At 45.2% G+C, this 16,639-nt stretch carries 22 protein-coding genes; 5 read left to right on the top strand and 17 right to left on the bottom strand.

The annotated features are described in order from the left end of the window. Window positions 1–99 precede the first annotated feature (99 nt). The 6 genes from ACOJQI_RS02175 to ACOJQI_RS02150 form a co-directional block, all read right to left on the bottom strand. On the bottom strand, window positions 100–246 hold the full coding sequence (locus ACOJQI_RS02175) for a hypothetical protein (protein WP_421383102.1): 147 nt from the start codon (window positions 244–246) through the stop codon (window positions 100–102). A 230-nt stretch (window positions 247–476) separates the two neighbouring features. Further along, window positions 477–929 carry a YndM family protein gene (locus tag ACOJQI_RS02170; protein ID WP_421383100.1) on the bottom strand — a complete coding sequence of 151 codons (453 nt, stop codon included), beginning with the start codon at window positions 927–929 and terminating at the stop codon, window positions 477–479. A gap of 364 nt (window positions 930–1,293) precedes the next feature. Then, complete coding sequence (locus ACOJQI_RS02165; RefSeq protein ID WP_421383098.1) at window positions 1,294–1,878, bottom strand: GNAT family N-acetyltransferase; 585 nt, start codon at window positions 1,876–1,878, stop codon at window positions 1,294–1,296. A 15-nt stretch (window positions 1,879–1,893) separates the two neighbouring features. Then, a complete protein-coding gene (locus ACOJQI_RS02160; protein WP_421383096.1) occupies window positions 1,894–2,382 on the bottom strand; it encodes an NUDIX hydrolase in 489 nt (162 codons plus the stop codon). Window positions 2,383–2,429: 47 nt separating this feature from the next. Beyond that, window positions 2,430–2,885 (bottom strand): GNAT family N-acetyltransferase, encoded by a 456-nt coding sequence (locus ACOJQI_RS02155; protein WP_421383094.1) that lies wholly within the window; start codon window positions 2,883–2,885, stop codon window positions 2,430–2,432. A gap of 84 nt (window positions 2,886–2,969) precedes the next feature. Continuing rightward, window positions 2,970–3,512: a GNAT family N-acetyltransferase gene (locus tag ACOJQI_RS02150; RefSeq protein ID WP_421383092.1), complete on the bottom strand. Its 543-nt coding sequence runs from the start codon at window positions 3,510–3,512 to the stop codon at window positions 2,970–2,972. Window positions 3,513–3,660: 148 nt separating this feature from the next. On the opposite strand from ACOJQI_RS02150, the gene ACOJQI_RS02145 reads away from it, so the two are divergent. Then, complete coding sequence (locus ACOJQI_RS02145) at window positions 3,661–4,176, top strand: sigma-70 family RNA polymerase sigma factor (RefSeq protein WP_421383090.1); 516 nt, start codon at window positions 3,661–3,663, stop codon at window positions 4,174–4,176. Further along, complete coding sequence (locus tag ACOJQI_RS02140; protein WP_421383088.1) at window positions 4,176–5,198, top strand: DUF4030 domain-containing protein; 1,023 nt, start codon at window positions 4,176–4,178, stop codon at window positions 5,196–5,198. The genes ACOJQI_RS02145 and ACOJQI_RS02140 overlap by 1 nt, the downstream gene beginning before the upstream one ends. Before the next feature lie 41 nt (window positions 5,199–5,239). Here the strand turns inward: ACOJQI_RS02140 and ACOJQI_RS02135 are convergent, their stop codons facing one another. The 8 genes from ACOJQI_RS02135 to ACOJQI_RS02100 form a co-directional block, all read right to left on the bottom strand. Beyond that, window positions 5,240–5,743: a GNAT family N-acetyltransferase gene (locus tag ACOJQI_RS02135; RefSeq protein WP_421383086.1), complete on the bottom strand. Its 504-nt coding sequence runs from the start codon at window positions 5,741–5,743 to the stop codon at window positions 5,240–5,242. Between the two features lie 20 nt (window positions 5,744–5,763). Next, complete coding sequence (locus tag ACOJQI_RS02130; RefSeq protein ID WP_421383084.1) at window positions 5,764–6,651, bottom strand: alpha/beta fold hydrolase; 888 nt, start codon at window positions 6,649–6,651, stop codon at window positions 5,764–5,766. Window positions 6,652–6,723: 72 nt separating this feature from the next. Next, window positions 6,724–7,185 carry a DinB family protein gene (locus tag ACOJQI_RS02125; RefSeq protein WP_421383082.1) on the bottom strand — a complete coding sequence of 154 codons (462 nt, stop codon included), beginning with the start codon at window positions 7,183–7,185 and terminating at the stop codon, window positions 6,724–6,726. Between the two features lie 183 nt (window positions 7,186–7,368). Next, window positions 7,369–7,986: an NUDIX hydrolase gene (locus tag ACOJQI_RS02120; protein WP_421383080.1), complete on the bottom strand. Its 618-nt coding sequence runs from the start codon at window positions 7,984–7,986 to the stop codon at window positions 7,369–7,371. Window positions 7,987–8,069: 83 nt separating this feature from the next. Further along, window positions 8,070–9,083, bottom strand: a complete 1,014-nt coding sequence (locus ACOJQI_RS02115; RefSeq protein ID WP_421383078.1) for a S66 family peptidase — start codon at window positions 9,081–9,083, stop codon at window positions 8,070–8,072. A gap of 13 nt (window positions 9,084–9,096) precedes the next feature. Continuing rightward, window positions 9,097–9,744 (bottom strand): nucleotidyltransferase domain-containing protein, encoded by a 648-nt coding sequence (locus ACOJQI_RS02110; protein WP_421383076.1) that lies wholly within the window; start codon window positions 9,742–9,744, stop codon window positions 9,097–9,099. A 34-nt stretch (window positions 9,745–9,778) separates the two neighbouring features. Then, on the bottom strand, window positions 9,779–10,780 hold the full coding sequence (locus ACOJQI_RS02105) for a S66 family peptidase (RefSeq protein WP_421383074.1): 1,002 nt from the start codon (window positions 10,778–10,780) through the stop codon (window positions 9,779–9,781). After that, on the bottom strand, window positions 10,777–11,094 hold the full coding sequence (locus ACOJQI_RS02100; RefSeq protein WP_421383072.1) for a YciI family protein: 318 nt from the start codon (window positions 11,092–11,094) through the stop codon (window positions 10,777–10,779). Before ACOJQI_RS02100 ends, ACOJQI_RS02105 begins: the two co-directional genes overlap by 4 nt. 248 nt (window positions 11,095–11,342) lie before the next feature. On the opposite strand from ACOJQI_RS02100, the gene ACOJQI_RS02095 reads away from it, so the two are divergent. From ACOJQI_RS02095 to ACOJQI_RS02085, 3 genes are all read left to right on the top strand, one after another. Continuing rightward, a complete protein-coding gene (locus tag ACOJQI_RS02095; protein WP_421383070.1) occupies window positions 11,343–11,714 on the top strand; it encodes a cyclic-phosphate processing receiver domain-containing protein in 372 nt (123 codons plus the stop codon). A 297-nt stretch (window positions 11,715–12,011) separates the two neighbouring features. Next, window positions 12,012–12,356, top strand: a complete 345-nt coding sequence (locus tag ACOJQI_RS02090) for a hypothetical protein (RefSeq protein ID WP_421383068.1) — start codon at window positions 12,012–12,014, stop codon at window positions 12,354–12,356. 115 nt (window positions 12,357–12,471) lie between these two features. Further along, entirely contained in the window at window positions 12,472–12,774 is a 303-nt protein-coding gene (locus ACOJQI_RS02085) for a hypothetical protein (RefSeq protein WP_421383066.1), read from the top strand. A gap of 35 nt (window positions 12,775–12,809) precedes the next feature. On the opposite strand, the gene ACOJQI_RS02080 is transcribed toward ACOJQI_RS02085, so the two are convergent. The 3 genes from ACOJQI_RS02080 to ACOJQI_RS02070 all read right to left on the bottom strand — a co-directional run bounded on the left by ACOJQI_RS02080 (window position 12,810) and on the right by ACOJQI_RS02070 (window position 16,410). After that, window positions 12,810–14,795 carry a TRAP transporter permease gene (locus tag ACOJQI_RS02080; protein WP_421383064.1) on the bottom strand — a complete coding sequence of 662 codons (1,986 nt, stop codon included), beginning with the start codon at window positions 14,793–14,795 and terminating at the stop codon, window positions 12,810–12,812. Beyond that, complete coding sequence (locus tag ACOJQI_RS02075) at window positions 14,788–15,306, bottom strand: DUF1850 domain-containing protein (RefSeq protein WP_421383062.1); 519 nt, start codon at window positions 15,304–15,306, stop codon at window positions 14,788–14,790. Before ACOJQI_RS02075 ends, ACOJQI_RS02080 begins: the two co-directional genes overlap by 8 nt. A 120-nt stretch (window positions 15,307–15,426) precedes the next feature. After that, a complete protein-coding gene (locus ACOJQI_RS02070) occupies window positions 15,427–16,410 on the bottom strand; it encodes a TAXI family TRAP transporter solute-binding subunit (RefSeq protein ID WP_421383060.1) in 984 nt (327 codons plus the stop codon). Window positions 16,411–16,639 lie beyond the last annotated feature (229 nt).

Raw genomic sequence — 16,639 nt, 5'->3', positions numbered from 1 at the left:
ACCAAAAGGAGGACAAAATCATAATGCGATTTCATCCTCCTCTTGCTGGGTTTCTTGATATAGGAACCCATCCTCTATTAGGATTTTTGCATGCATGCCCTACTCGTCGGCTTCATCCTGATAATGCTCATTAAGATAAGAGTTTTCCGTAGTGGCAAAGTTCGTGGACTGCAGACTTTCCTGCTTGTCCAGCCCAAACAGCTCATCACGTGTCTGCGGCTGATTGATTGGTTCTCTTTCTTTCATGATTCTTCATCCTTTCTGTTTTGTTTTATGCTCATTCGATCCAAACGAAAATTCTATCTCTAATTCTATTGCTTTTAACCTCTCAGCTGAATTCTCCTTGAAAAGGAGTGCTTCTGCTTTGAAAGATATGTTCCCAGTATTTCATTTTTCTAAACTTTGATTGACAGTTTACATTAATGCTTGTTTTTTCCAATAAAGAGCCCTCACAAACATGAGGGCCCAGGTCCATCTTATTTATCTCCTTCATCATTCCGAATATCCGGTTTAACCGGCGTGATTTCCTCAGAAGCTTCTGTCTGATACTGCAGATTCCCCTGCATTCTTCTCGGTGTTTCATTTTCACTGAAGACACTCTTATACAGATACTTATGGTAAAAGTATTCAAACACCGCCAATCCTGCAGCTGCAATCAGCGATGGCATCAACACTTCATCCACCGGCGTCATGTTGGCGGTCATGGCCCAAATCAATATAAAGGCGAGACCGAAGTCAGCGAGGGTCGCCGTGGTATTATTTGACCTCGGCAGCAGAAATAGATCTCCCGCCGCATAGGTAATGATGCCAATAACCAATGACATCACGAAAACGTCTCCCAAAGTAATGCCGTAAATTCCTCCAAGTATGATAGCTAAAAGTGCAAAACTGGGAGTAAATTTAACAAGAAAGGCTTTAACATGTCTCATCATCTCACTCCTTTTGCCATTATTTTGCCTCAGGCCGTGAGATCTATTCATGTTTAGGCACCCGGCCAATCACATTCCCCGCCGGAAAATATACTGATAAAAAACAAAAGGAGAGAAGCCATGCGAGTCTTTTTCTATCCGCCTTTTATCCCTCCCTATATTCCGCCGCCTGTATACAAATATTACTTCTTGCAGAAGTTTCATGACATCGAGGAGTTGAAACAGAAGTACCCTTACTTTCATTCCCCTACAGGCTCATATATATTTGGTGAGTACCTTCCATCAGGCAATATCACACCGACGGGACCAACAACGCCTGCGAGTATCAGGCCCCGTTAATAAGTAAAAAAGGAAGTTCCGAGACTTAACCCGGAACTTCCTTTTCAACGGGAATTTTCCAACCTGTCTTATTGGCTTCCAACCCCAATTTTCTGTATACATCATGCCAGCGTGCCTTCATATCAAGTTCATATAAAAAGGGGACAAACCCAAGTTTGATGTACGTCTTTAAAGCTGGCAGGCGTTCATCGTTGGTGACGATTCTGATGCTTTGATAATCAGCTTTGATGAGACGCTCTGCGGCTAATGCTGTGACAAAAAGGCCAAGCCCTTTATTTCTATGATCAGGATGGGTTCTTACGAATCCGATGTCACCGCCAAATGGAAACGTGTAATGTGTCGATTCGGGATTATGAAGGGCCGCGGCGGTTGCTGCGATTTCTCCGGTTGTTTTATTTTTAATGAGGAACAGTCCACCCGGAAGAACCTTATGCAAAAAGGTTTGAAATGCATCAGCGTTCAGATTCCAGCCTTCTGCTTTTAACAACTCTATGTACTCCGGACTATCACTTTCTTGATAATCTGCCACTTCATAACCTTCAGGCAGCGGATAAACCGGAGGCTCCAATATTAACCTTTCCGGACAAATCATGATCAATGGTTTTTTCATTGTATCCACCTGTAATTAATCCTTTATGGTCCAGCTTGTATAGTGCTGCGTGTTCCAATCAAACCTTCCGTTCTGCAGCCAATCAAGGGCTTTCATTACTAATGGAGATGCGTTTTCAGAAGATATCTTTTCTGGAGAAATCCATACCGCTCCCAGTGAATCCTGGCCGTCGAACTGCTCCGGCTCCACCAGTTCTCCTCCGATTTTCTTAACTGAATAGAATACAGCGATATGATGAACTTGGTTAAACTCCTTCCACTCACTGGGGAAGATAAAATCCGCTGCACCTATTTGTTCGGTAATCATAGCGGTAAGACCGGTTTCTTCGGTAAACTCCCTCTTAAGTGCTTCATTTAACCCTTCCGAATCCTCCAGGCTTCCTCCGGGAAGATCATAACGGTTAATATAAGGGCCTTTACTTTTGTTAATGACCAGCAGTTGATCATCTTCCACACAAATGCCGTAGACCCCAAAAGCACGATGTGTTTTTACAATCGACTCCATCCCATACCTCCACCATACCAAGTTTTATCACCCTGGTTTGTATCATGTCAGAACTTCAATTTCAACCCTTCATGTGTGGCCTGAAAGCCTAATTTTTCATAAAAGCGCAGTGCTTCCGGCCTCTGTTTGTCCGTTGTGAGCTGAACCAGATGGCAGCCGCGGTCCTTTGCACGCTGGATGGCGTATTGGATCAGTTCCGTTCCCGCTCCCTGCCCGCGGACTGAAGATGCTGTCCGCACCCCTTCAATGGCTGCCCGCCAGCCGCCTTGGTGAGTGATATACGGTGTAAATGTGACTTGCTGAACACCCACCACTTCCCCTTCAAGGCAAGCAACGATCAATTCGTTGTTGGGATCGGCATCAATCGCATGGAATGCTTTTATGTAGCTCTCGGGAAGCGGCTGTTCGTAACGCTCCCTTTTGCTCCCCAGAATGTCATCAGAAAACATCTTCACAATACTGTCCAAGTCCTCTTCTTTTGCTTCTCTAAACGTCAGTTTCATTCGGTCTCCCTCCTTAACACCATTTTAGCGGGTAACCATCAGTGAGGTAATGACCGATTTATTATGACCAGGGATTAGAATTGGTTATGCCCCCAGGAACTCCTCCTTCAGGATGCTCATCCTCAGCCTGTCCACATATCCATCTTCACGCAGACGGTCCTGGCGAAGGATGCCTTCTTCCACAAACCCCATCGTGCGGTAGGATTTGATTGCCTTTTTATTATCGACTTCCACCCGGAGCCAGATCTTATTGAGGCCAAGCCTGGTAAAACCGTATTCCAGCATCGCTTTCATTGCTGCCAATCCGTATCCTTTTCCCCAATATCTTTTATCTCCGATGGCAATGCCAAGCTCTCCATGCTTATTCAGATTGTCTATATTTTTGATATCGACCCACCCAATGTGTACGCCGTCATCGGTCTGGATGGCCATCTGCTCGTAACCGTTGCTGCGGCTGATGCACAATTCGATCCACTGCCGCGTTTCCTCTCTGCTGAAAGGAGGATATTTATTCGGCATGTTCAAATGCCTGGTGACATCGACATCAAGGCACCATTGATAGCGGTCCTCCACGTCGCCTGGGGTCAATTCTCTTAAATTCACTTCTGGTAAAGTGTTGGGGTTCATTTGGCATCTCCTTCTTTGTACATTGTAAAATAGTGATAAACCTATATTCGGGACGGCTTACTGAATAGCCTTTTTTTATAAAAAAATTCGTTGAAACGTTTTCCCGCATTCAGATGTCTAACGGTTGTACAGAAAGGGGGATCCCGTAATGCTGCAGCTTACGAAAGTAAAAAAAGCCAAAAGGGGCAACGATAAAGCGTTCGAGGAACTTATCGGAGCCGAAAAGAACAAGCTTTACCGGATGGCTTACCTATATGTGAAAAATGAAAATGACGCCATCGATATTGTCCATGAAACCATCTACAAAGCGTATATCTCTATTAAAAATCTAAAGGAACCGGACTATTTTTCAACCTGGCTGTCCAAAATCCTGATCAATACAGCTCTCGATTTCATCAAGAAAAATAAAAAAGTGATACCTTTTGAAGAAATCGAGCGCTATGAAAGCAGCCAGGAACTTCCCATCGCCGATAACCTCGATTTAGTGGACGCGATTGACCGCTTGGAGGAGAAATATAAAACGGTGATCATCCTGCGCTATTACAAATGTCTGCAGGTCAAAGAGATTGCAGAGATGCTGGAATGTCCTGAAGGAACAGTCAAGACCAACCTTCACAGGGCCATCAACAAACTGAGAATCGACCTGAGAGAGGAGTGTCTGTAATGAAAGAATCCTTTAAAAATGAGGTAGATCAAATCCCCGTGCCCGAGAAAAAACTGGATGCTGCCATCGACTCGGCCATCCGCCGCGGGAAAAAGAAAAGATGGAGTTTTGCTAAAAAATCTTCTTACTCAGCTGGTGCTGCAGCTGCACTCTTCTGCCTTTTCATCGGCTCTGCCTTTGTATCACCGACAATGGCGGAAGTCGCTGCGAAGATCCCTTTTTTGAATCAAATTTTCGAATCGGAACCGGTCTTCCAGATTATCGCTGAAGAGTTAAGAGAGGACTATAAAGTGGATGGAGTGGGAATGAGCTTTAACCCAAAGAAAGAATTCACCGTAGCTGTAACAGGTTCGGAAGAATATTACTCCGATGTAAAAGGGGAAATTGAGGAACGGGTGGGAGACCTGCTCGCCTCCCGGGGATTTGATGCTTTTACTATCAAGGTGTACCGCCAGGAACCATTTGAAAGCACCCCGGAACAAGAAGAAGATGAACTCAAGACCAGTAAGTTGCTGAGTGTTGTCCAGGAAGGATTGAAGGAATACGATTTTGAAATCCTTTCAGTAGGCGGGTCGTATACCGATGATAGAAAAACCGTTGAACTTGATATCCCCAACACAGAAACAAGGACAGCTGAACTGGCAGAAATCGTGAACAAATTGGTTCAAAATGAAGGAATGGATAAGGTGGAAGTCAGTTTCCGCAAAATTGACATGGAAAAACAAGAGCAGGACGGCCGTTGGCAGAATGTGATAAGCACAATCGGTGAAGGCCTCATGGGACGAAAAGAATATAAAGTCAAAGGCGTCGGCTACTCTAACCATCCTTCACCAATGACCGTCTTTGTCACCCTTCAAGTTCCGGCTTCTGACGGTGAAGCCAAAGACCTCGCGGCAGAAACAGAAAAAACCGTCAATGAATTCATTCAGTCCGAGGAAGCAAAAGCAGCGGTACAGGATGACCCTTATAAAATTGTCATCTACAGCAAGGATAAAGAAATCCTTTTGGAAACGGATTATTAAGGATGAGAAGGCCCGCCAGGTGTGATTCGGCGGGCCTTTTGTCATTCGGTGGAGAAGACATTCACGTCCTTCTCACCCAGTATTATTCTTTTTTCCAGCTTCATGCCGATTTTCCTTGCAACCTTTTCGGAGGCGGTATTTTCCGGCTGGATCAGCGATATGAATCTTGCCCTTCCAATTTCATTCTTCCCGTACTCCAGAAGGGCTGCCGCTGCTTCCGTCGCATAGCCGAAGCCCCAGCATTCCCTCGCTATCCAATACCCGATCTCTAATTCTTCTTCCCCTTCTATCTTCTGAGGTACCAGGCCCGCGTGGCCCACTGGAATGTTATCCACTTTCCGGACCAGCACCTGAAGCCCCAAATCGCCGCCTGCTTCATAGGTCCTGTATATCCAGGAGAGAAAATCCCTTCCGCCTTGCCGATCTCTTGTTTGTCCGCCCCCGATGAACTTTACCATTTCCGGGTCGGACAATAATGTCATGAGAAATTCAAAGTCTTCGTCTGTATAAGGCCTGAATACCAGCCTTTCGGAGCTGATTGTCATAGTCCACGATCTCCTTACACTTATTCAAACGTTTGATTAAGAGGTTTTTCAATTCTGCCAGCTAATTGTCCATCTATTCTGTGCCATCTATTTCTCACTTCCTCAACGACAGCTTCCGGCCGGTCCCAATGCAGCAGATGAGTAGCCTTCGGAATCGGTTTTACTTCTGCTTTCGTTTTTCGCCGAAACCGTTCAGCCTGGCTGTTCCTGTCTTCCTTCAGATGTTCAGGCAGAGTTGCTTTTAATAAAAGGATACCCGGCGGCATGTCTACGAAAATATCTTCTATATCATCTTTGTGCATCGCCCGGATGATGTTTGCTCCGGTGACACCCCTCGCATGCCAGTAATACTTTCCGTCTTTTATTAAGGCCAGGTCTTCCGCCGCTTGTTCCTTCAATGGAGACCATGTCAGTGTTTCGCTCTGGACAAGTTCCATGAAATCTTCCCTGTTGATCCAAGTCTGTTCAAAATCTTCTTCATAATAGGCCATTTCCTCTTCCACTGTTTTACCTGAATGCCGTTTACTCTGATAACCTCCGTCTAGCAAAATGGACCCATTTACTCTATCACTGTAGTTCTTCAGATAAAAAAGATGGACGAAGCTTCCCCATGAATGGGATAAGAAATAGAATTCATTGAGTTTGAGGATGTTGACAATATCATCCATCCACTCAGCCATCCTCGGCATCTCGTAATCCTCCTGACTTGGAAACGGAGGTGTCTTGCCATGGCCGGGGGCGTCCACCGATATGATCCGGTAGTCTTTTTGAAGATCTTCCGCAACGTCAATAAAGCTGAGGCTTGTGCTCCCCAGACCGTGAAGACAGAAAATCACCTCATCGTTTCGGCTGCCCCACTCCGTTATATGAACCGGCATGGTGCCATTTTGGATGAAATAACGTTTCACAATTGGTCCACTCCTTTCTTGACCGGTATAGTGACAGTCACGACCCGGTTTTTGTCGAATGAACTTAAGAGATTAATAGTCTCTAAAGATCAGGTCGCTTGATACCGGTTTGCGCCCAATCTCTCTTGCCCATATGGATAGCTGGCCGATATGGTGAATTTCGTGCGAGATTAAATGTTTGATGATTTTTTCATAGGTAATGACATAGTCACTGCCGTCCCTGCGTTTCTTAGTGAGGGTTTGTCCAGCTTTTTCTTCATCCCAGGATTGAAGGAACTGCTCTGTTATTGGTTTGGTCAACTCGGTAAACCCCTCTGCTTCTTCAAGGGTTGTCACTCCCTCTTTGATGAGGACCGGCGTTCCCTGCATCTGGTTGATCCATATCTGTTCTCCCTTTGCTACATGAAACAGCGTAGCCAGTATACTTCCCATCCCACCGGTTCTCTCTTTGCTCAATTCCTCTGCCGGCAGCTCCCGGCACCACTCAAACCAGTCATCCCTCACTTGCCAATTGTATCTGAACATATCCAGCATATTATCTTCTCCTTTTCGTGACAGTCACGACCCGGTTTTTGTCGAATGAAATTGCTTTGGCACAATTATTTTGTATTTGGCACGATTCTTATTATTTTTGGAACGATTTTTTGTTATTTGGCATAATAATCTTTCATTTGGCACGATTATGTACAAACTTGGCACGATTCTTACCAGCCAGTCCTAGTCACACACCGTTTCCTTCTCCGGATTCCTCAGAAATTCAAAAAGGAGCCTGACTTGGGATTCCGTATTGCGGTCGACGGATAAATCTGGCAGTTCATCTTCACCAAAAAACCCGGTTTCGCTTGTTTCCAGTCCCGCTTCAGGATTTCCACCGGTGATCTCGCATTGAATGAAGATTTTATAGTAATGAAAAGGCTGCGAAGGATGAGGATGCTTGTGATAATCCAGAAGAGCCAGAAGCTTCTTGTACCTGACCTCATAACCGGATTCTTCCCTGATTTCTTTTACCGCGTTTTCTGCGGGTGACAGGCCTACATCGCAGAATCCACCCGGCAAGGACCATTTGTTATTGATTTTTTCTTTTACCAGGAGGATTTTGTTATTCTCAAACACGGCTCCCCTCACGTCCGCTTTCGGCGTTTGATAACCTTTTTCTGCGGCAAAAAGCTCTTTGATTTTCTCTTTTTCAACTTCAGCATATTCGGCCATGATTTCGGCGCTTAAGTCCTGAAGCTCTTCATACCGCTCTATGTCATATATATCCTTTGAAAAGGCCAGCCCTGACTGTGAAATCGATTGGATTTTCTGCGCCCATTTCACCCATTTTTGATTCATGCTTCCATCCTCCCTGTAATTGCCATGAAAAAACGCTGCTTCTAACGAGGCAGCGTTTTCTTTTTGAGTAGTCTTTAAGTCGATCAAATAAATCTCTGCTCAACCGTTCCCTTTCCATCTGCCACTTCAACAACCGCATACGCTCCATTGATGAACGTCACCTGCGGAGGCCTATGCCCGCAGTCGATATCGTAGACAACCGGTACACCCAGCTCGTTAGCCAGATCCTGATAAACATCTTCAATAGTGTAATTGCCGACTGATGCATTGGCATCACTTCGCCCGAACAGGATTCCCGAGCAGTTCTCAAACCAGCCAGCATATTTCATCTGCACCAGTGACCTGCGTAAATCCGTTACATTCATATCACAGTTTTCCAGGTACCATACGACTGGCTCCCCCGGGATATGCTTTTCACGGAATTCGGCCACTTGCCCAAACTCGGTACCGGCGAGATGACGGAGAATATCGATACAGCCGCCAAGCAGGCGCCCTTCCGCCTTTACCTGTGTGCCGCCAACTGTCTTCCATTTGGTTTCTTCGGTGAGATGGAACACACAAGGCGATGGTTCACCATGTTTCCACTCCTTCTGGTATTTGGGAGATGATTGCTGAATGACTGTTCCGCCCGGTTCAGTTGATAACACGGACTGCCATTTGGCTGTCGTTTCATCCCAATACTCACCTCTTAAATCAACAAAATTCGTTCCGTGTGCTGTTGCGATGCCGGTTTTCAATGTGATTGCCAGCATCAAGGCGCTCGTATCCGAATAGCCTAGAAGCCATTTATTTTTTACAGAAGAAAAATCGATATCTTGAAGTGTTTCAATCAGCAGTTCTCCTCCCCATGGAGGGATGATGATATCTATTTCCTTATTTCTCATCATCTCATTGAATTCTTCTGCCCTTTTCCTGCTTGGAGCCGACTTGGCTTTGTCCTGTGTCCATGCCGTTTCCCCTGTCACAACCTTGAAGCCCCTTGAACTCATCCGCTCGATGGCAAGCCTGAACATATCATGAAGCTCAGCCGGCACTCCGGACGACGGGGCAGTGACACCAATGACTGCTTCTTTTTTTAATGTTGGATAGCTTATCATGTTTTATCAGTCCTCACTTCTTGTCTTGATGAGTAATTCGAGATTGCTCTTCAGATTCCTGCTTTAAAATAGAATCCGCCCAGGGATGACCACCGGGAAACTGTGTCAATAGAGCTGTTCTGAGCCATTCTTTTTCGCCGATTGTCAAGAATGGAAGCACTTCACGCAGGTCGGCATGGTCCTTTTCCCGGACATGAGACGAACCCCCTTTATAGAGCAGTTGTATCTCAGGACGCAGATAAGGGAGCCCTTCCTTTGTTTTCAATAAAATATCTCTTCTCTTGATTGTTTGTTGTCTTCGATATACCCAGGTATCCCCTTCAAAATCCAGCACCAGGACTTGAAAAGCAAAAGGGGATGCCGGGGTCCGGCTGACCCATACGTTATTTATCTCCTCTGAAAGATCTCCTTCTTCCCATACGTGAAGCTTGCCTCCGCCAGCTTTATAAAGCATCCAGTTTTGTGAAAAGTGCTCGTACAGCCTCGGGAGATCTTTTTGCCAGATGATGATATCAATGTCACCATGCTCTCTAGTCTGCTTGCCGATATGCAGATCCAGCGCCCAGCCCCCGGCTATTGCCCAGAAGACAGGCAGATGAGAAAAAAGCTTTGAGGCTTCTGCTGCAGACAAGGGCTCCCAGTTTTCATAGTCTGTTCTCAAGTGACTGCCTCCTTTTCAACCCAATGATACCAAGTTATTTAATACCATTTTCCAAAAAAGTAATCCTGCCATTGTCTGCATCCAATTCAGCTTCAATTCCAATAGGAAAAACATGTGATGGGAAGGTATGCCCTATGTCTACATTGGTCATGATCGGAATCTGACGGTCACCCATGACCTCAAGCAGCAGCTCTTCAAAAGTGAACGGAGCATTGCAATCATCGAAATGTTCGTGTTTACCCACAATCAACCCTGCAATATCGTCAAATACTCCAGCCAGTTTCAACATACTCAAGGAACGTTCCTCAGTGGCCATATCCTTAAACGAATCTTCGATAAAAAGAATGGCCCCTTTTAGATCTGGGAAAAAATCAGAAGCAATAATCCCTGACATTGTGTTTAAATTGCCGCCAATCAGCTTTCCGCGGACTTTCCCTCTTTGTATAGAGCTCCATCCTGGATTGGGCACCATTTTCTTTGGCCGGTCCTGGGTCCTCCAATCAATCATTTCTTCTGTCCATTCCGCAGGGATTTCCAGAGTATATGGGATGGCCTGCTGATGCATGACCGAATTTACAAAGTACTCCCTTCCCTCTGGAAACATTTCCGGGTATTCACCAAAGGACGGCACAATTGCCGGTCCATAAAAGGTGGTCATTCCAGTCTTGGTGTAAATGCCCAATAGAATTGCCGTTACATCGCTGTATCCCATGATGATTTTCGGCTGCTTTTTTAACGATTCATAGTCCAGGTAAGGAAGGAGGGAATTGGAGTTTGTCCCTCCGATGGTGCTGATGATGGCTTTCACTTCCGGGTTGCGGATGAGTTCATTTATTTCTGCTGCGCGGTCTCGAATGGTAGCCGACCGATAGCCTTGGGAAGAATTCGAACACACCCCTTCAAGGATATTGAACCCCATGCTTTTAAGTTGGTTCAGCCCTCTTTCATATCTTTCCTTGAACAAAACAGGAGCGGGTGTGGAAGGAGTGATAATCCCAATCGTATCCCCCTTTTTCAATCTCTCTGGCTTTCTCATCGACGTAAATCCTGCATCAATGCCACCTGATAAGGGAACAGTTCCGCTGTCATGATTCCTTCTTTGACAGCAGGGTCGGCATTCATCACCATCAGTGCCTCTTCCTCAGAATCCGCTTCGAAAATGACGAGGCCGAACGTATCGGCATCCAATCCTGTAGTTTTACCTGCGAGGATCAGCTTCCTGTCGTTCAGCATCTTTTGCAGATAGGCAAAGTGGCGTCCCACAATTTGATTTTCTTTGTCTGTCCAATTTTTATCTTCTGTCAATTTATCTACTAACTTAAGTTTGTATACATATTGCTGCCTTTCCATGAAGCATTCTCCTTTATTAATAGTTTATGGGTGTCCCTCTATCTATCACCCTATCATATACTAACAATTATTGTCTGACTTTTTCGTTAAGTGTTATTTTCATAACTCCAAAATATATTACGTAATTGTTAAGATTACAGACTTTTCCCAATTATACTCCAATCTATGTTACGATGAATATAATAATTAAATCTAGGGCCCTTTCGACTTTTCTTAGTCATCCCTATTTATGGGAAGGAGCATTAAGAATGGAGAAAATCAGTGTTTTCCTAGATGACATTCGCACGGCACCTGAAGGGTATATCCTTGCAGAAACAATTGACGAATGTTTGAATCTATTGAAAAACAACAACATCGAACATCTGTCATTGGATCACGATCTTTTAAGCAAAACAAGAAACGGCACCATGCTGGTTCAAATCATGGTTCATGAAAGGCTGTTTGCCAACCGCATCACGATCCATTCAGCCAACTCGGTCCGCGGCCGCGGAATGTATAACTCTCTTAAACAAGCTCAGCACGATTTGATCATGCCCGCCGCGATTATCGTTTCCCTTCGTCCCCTGCCTTTATATTTCTATCCGCCAGGATTTTTGGAGCACTATCAAAACACTCTTTAAACTCATCTCTCAAACACTCAAACCCTGGAATCTTATATGATATTTAGTCTTATAGATGAAACCTTAAATTTTTGTGAATAGATGTTTCAAGGGCAGCTGCAGCAGGCTGCCCTTTTTTAATGTCCTCGCGCTTTATCCCTTTAAAGCACTAAGAGGGACAGTCCCCTTTAGCGCATTAACGTGATGGGGGACTGTCCCCCGTTGCGTTAATGCGTTAAAGTTTGGAAGAATCCTCCACGTTTAGGGAGGGGCTGTTGTGCTAAATACCTTCTAGGATAAGAAAAAGGAGGAGTTGTGATGGTTGAGAATTCCCTGGTGGATTTCATTTTAGTGGCCTGTGTTGTCCTTGGTGTCCTGATGACATTGAAATCACGGCGTTTTTGGCTTCCTTACGTACATATTGTCGTGACGATCTGGGTCCTGGCAGCCGGCTTTGGGTATGCTCTTCTGTTCGATAATGAATCCACGATCGGTTATTTATTTGTTTTCGTCATCGGTCAGATCTTCTGGGCCTTTCTCTTTGTGTTCACTGCCCAGGTACTTTCCTGGATGGTCCGCTCCCTTCCCCTTCGCCACAAGCAGCAGATCGGATGGATGTTCCTGATCGGTTTTCCCGTTACCTTCTCGATGACAATTTTATAAACCATTCTGAAAGCCATCAATCGATTTAGGGTTGATGGCTTTTTGATTAAGTTATGACATTTTTTTGAAACCAATCACCTTACTCATCCGTAAACATAAGAAAGGGGTGATTTAGATGGATGCCATCATAAGTCTCGTGATTTTCGCCTTGGTATTCGCCGGCGGACTCCTTCTCTTTAACACGCTGATGGGATATAAAAAAGGGAATATCGTCATCGATTTTGATGAACGTTACATTGATTATAATGAATACATCCAGGCCATACAGCAGGAATTGGAGAGTAAAGGACGGGAAGTACAATACGAGGGAAATGGAAGATTTGTCATCGACGGAATGCCGTATCTTTTCATGGAGCGGAATGTCAGCATGGGCGGGGCCCCGCTGCAGCGGACAATATTAAAACCAGATAAAAAATAACCTCCGCCTGATAAAGGGGAGGTTATTTTTTAAATTCAGGCAGTGGCAGGCTTCTTATCTCCGTCACCTTTGCCTTTGATAAAGATCTGAAGTGCAAGCATGATGCCAAACAAGATCAATCCGAAGATATCAGTCATGCCTTCAGGATAAATAAGCATGATACCTGCTGCCAAACAAAGTATACGCTCGATGGCTGTCACTTTGCGGTACCAGTAGCCGATCATGGCAGCACCGATGGCCATCATACCGGTGATTGCCGTGAATACGACCCAGATCAGATATGGAATGGTCGTGTCTATCATCAGCAGTTCCGGTGACAGGACAAACATATACGGAATGATGAACGCGGCAATCGCCAGCTTGGCGGAATTGAATCCGGTCCGTATCGGTTCTCCCCCTGACACCCCTGCGGCGGCAAAGGCAGCAAGAGCAACCGGCGGCGTGATATCCGCGATGATTCCAAAGTAGAATACGAACAAGTGAGCAGAAAGCTCAGGTGCACCCAGTAAAATAATCGCAGGTGCAGCAATTGTTGATGTAATAACATAGTTCGCCGTTGTCGGTGAACCCATTCCCAGGATGATGGAAGCCACCATCGTGAAGAATAATGTCAATAACAGTTTCCCTTGCGGAGAATTGGTCATGTCCGCGGCAAGGTCAACAAGTCCGTTTGCCATGGTCAGTCCAAGACCAGTCTTGGTTACTACACCGACAATGATACCCGCAGCAGCCGTCGCAGCGGCAACAGAAAGGGCCGTTCTCGCACCATCAACCAAGGCATCCACAGCATCCTTGAAGTTGATTCGTGTATCTTTCCGGATGGCACTGATGGCAATCGTTGCTACGATCGACCATAATGCGGCACGCATGACACTCATTCCAGAGAACAATAGAACGATAACTACCAGAATAGGAAGCAGCAGATAGATTTTCTTGAAAACTTCTTTTCGATTCGGCATTTCCTCGTCCGTTAACCCTCTTAAGCCGATTCTCTTTGCTTCAAAATGGGTCATGATCCAGATACCTGCAAAATAAAGCAGGGCCGGAATGGTGGCGGCTTTGGCTATTTCCCAATAGGAAACCCCGCCGATGAATTCAACCATCAGGAATGCAGCAGCACCCATGATCGGCGGCATCAGCTGGCCACCGGTTGAAGCGGCAGCCTCGACTCCGCCTGCAAATTCTTTACGGTAGCCGAGTTTTTTCATCATCGGGATGGTAAATGAACCCGATGTTACAACGTTCGCAACGGAGCTTCCGCTGATGGTTCCTTGAAGGGCACTGGAGAAAATCGCAACCTTCGCAGGTCCCCCTGTTCTCTTACCGGCAATGGAAACGGCCAGATCATTGAAATACTGGCCCACGCCGGTCTTGACTAGGAAGGCTCCGAACAACAGGAACAGGAAGATGAAGGTCGCTGATACATACAATGGTGTACCGAGAATTCCTTCACTTGTAAAAAACATTGTTTTGACGATGGCATCAATATCATATCCCCGGTGAGCAAGGAATCCAGGCATGATCCTTCCGTAGTACATGTACAACAGGAAGGCACCGGCGATAATGGTGATCGGCAGTCCGACCGCGCGGCGGGTTGCCTCAAGAACCAGGATGACCGCAATGATCCCAACCGTGAAATCCGCGGTTGTCATGATCCCGATCCTGCTGACGATATCCTCCTGCATGATCGGCCAGTAGCTTCCTACGACGATGGACAACAGCGCGAGGATAATATCATACCAAGCGACTTTGTCTTTACGTGATCTTGTTTTGCTGGCAGGGAATAATAAGAAGATTAATGATAGTGCAAATCCTAAGTGAATGGATAGAAGCAGCTGTCTTGGAATGAATTGAAAGATAGAGGCTACCAGCTGGAAAACTGAAAATGCCAGTAATCCAAAGAATACGATCCACTTGACGATTCCTGACTTAAATTTCCTCGTGGAGGAATCGGGATCATATTTTTCCAACAGCTCTTGCTGCTCTTCAGCGGTCAGTGACTCGAAGTTTTGTTTATCCATTGAGGATCACTCCTTTCCAAAGTTGAAATAATGATTGTTTTTGCACACTCATCCGGATGAGTGTCCCTTTTTCGAAATAGTCTGCAAGCCGATATACTTTTTCATTGTATATGAAACGGTGATTTGCCGCTACTTGTCCGATGGAAATATCAATATACGGAAAAGTCCGGTTCATATTGCTGATCTTATACTTGCCGTCTTCTGTTCTTCCAAAGACTTCTTCCCCTGTGGCATCCCCGGGCATCCCGATCGCTGTATCTTCGTAAATCAAGGTTGTTTGGACAATATTCATATCTTCGTCCGCCTTATAGACTTCCAGCACATCCGAAAGGTGGATGGAATGCGTATAGAGGATGGAGAACTCACTTTCTTTTCCCGAAGGCAGCGGCGCCAAAACGTTCTTCCCTTCACTTTTGAGAGATTCCATGACAACGCACTCTTTGAATGGGACCAATGCGATAAGGAGCAGAATTCCTGCTGCAAGCACTGCTGCGACTCTCTTCCACTTCATACTTCAACACTCTTTTCATGCTATTTGAAGAAAAAACATCATATCCCAAGCTGCATCCACCATAACAAAAGAATAGACCGATATGATCGGCCTATTCCGTCTTGCCTGAAGAAAGTGTATTTAGTCTTGAGAAATCCCTTTTTCTTCAAAGTATTTTGCAGCTCCAGGATGAAGTTCGATCCCCATGCCTTGAAGTGCATTTTCTGCGCTGATCAGTTCACCTTTTGCGTGGCTGATCTTGTCTGTATTTTCGAAGATGGCTTTTGTTACTTCATAGATGACATCTTCAGAGATATCAGAACGTGTAACAAGCATTGCACGGACGGCAACTGTCGGCACATCACTGTCAAGCTTGCTGTAAGTTCCGCCTTTGATTGTATCTTTCGCATAGTAAGGATACTTTTCGATAAGCTCATCCGCTTTATCAGCCGTTACAGGAACAATGGTTACATCCTGAGTCGCTGCAAGTCCTTCTACAGCACCAGTCGGCGTTCCGGATGTGATGAACGCTGCATCGATCGTACCATCCTGGATACCTGTTGTTGAATCATCAAATGACAGGTTGCGGGCTTGAAGATCGTCAAGTGAAAGTCCGTGAACTTCAAGGATTTGTGTAGCATTCAATAATGTACCAGATCCAGCTTCACCGACAGAAACTACTTTCCCTTTCAAATCTTCAACAGACTCAATGCCGGAGCCTTTTGTCGTTACGATTTGGATTGTCTCAGGGTATAGTGTACCGATACCTTGAGCATTATCTACTTTATTGTCAGAGAACATTTCAGTTCCTTCAGTCGCATAAGATGCGATATCTGTCTGCGTGAAGGCAATTTCAATGTCTCCATCTTTAATGCTTGCCATATTCTCAGCAGATGCCCCAGATGTAGATGCTGATGAATCATAATCTGTTTCATCTTTGATGATGTCTGCGAATGTACCGCCAAGTGGATAGTATGTACCACCAGTACCACCTGTTGCAATTCCGATAAAGTCTACTTCTCCGCCTTCACCAGAACCGCCGCCGCTTCCACCGCCGCAAGCTGCTAAAAGCATAGCCACAGCAAGAAGAATCACAGCACTGAATGATAAACTTCTCTTTTTCATGTCATTCACCCCTATAAAATTTTTAAGAACAAAGATAGTTTAACATATTTTGTAATAATATTGTTAATAATTTAACTTTTCGGATATTAATGGTAGTTTGTATTTATGCAAATGGAACTAGATCAAATGCAGTAATGCCGGTGCAGACTGCCTGGACTTTTCCACTATGCCCTGTCTCATACATATGTACTAATGTATTTATTTATGAATATTATTACAGAAAATGTAA

This window comes from Bacillus salacetis (assembly GCF_049177075.1).
In the GTDB taxonomy this organism is placed as follows: Bacteria; Bacillota; Bacilli; order Bacillales; family Bacillaceae_B; genus Rossellomorea; species Rossellomorea salacetis_A.
Note: the sequence above shows the minus strand (reverse complement) of the source record. Positions and strands in the feature narration are given on the sequence as shown.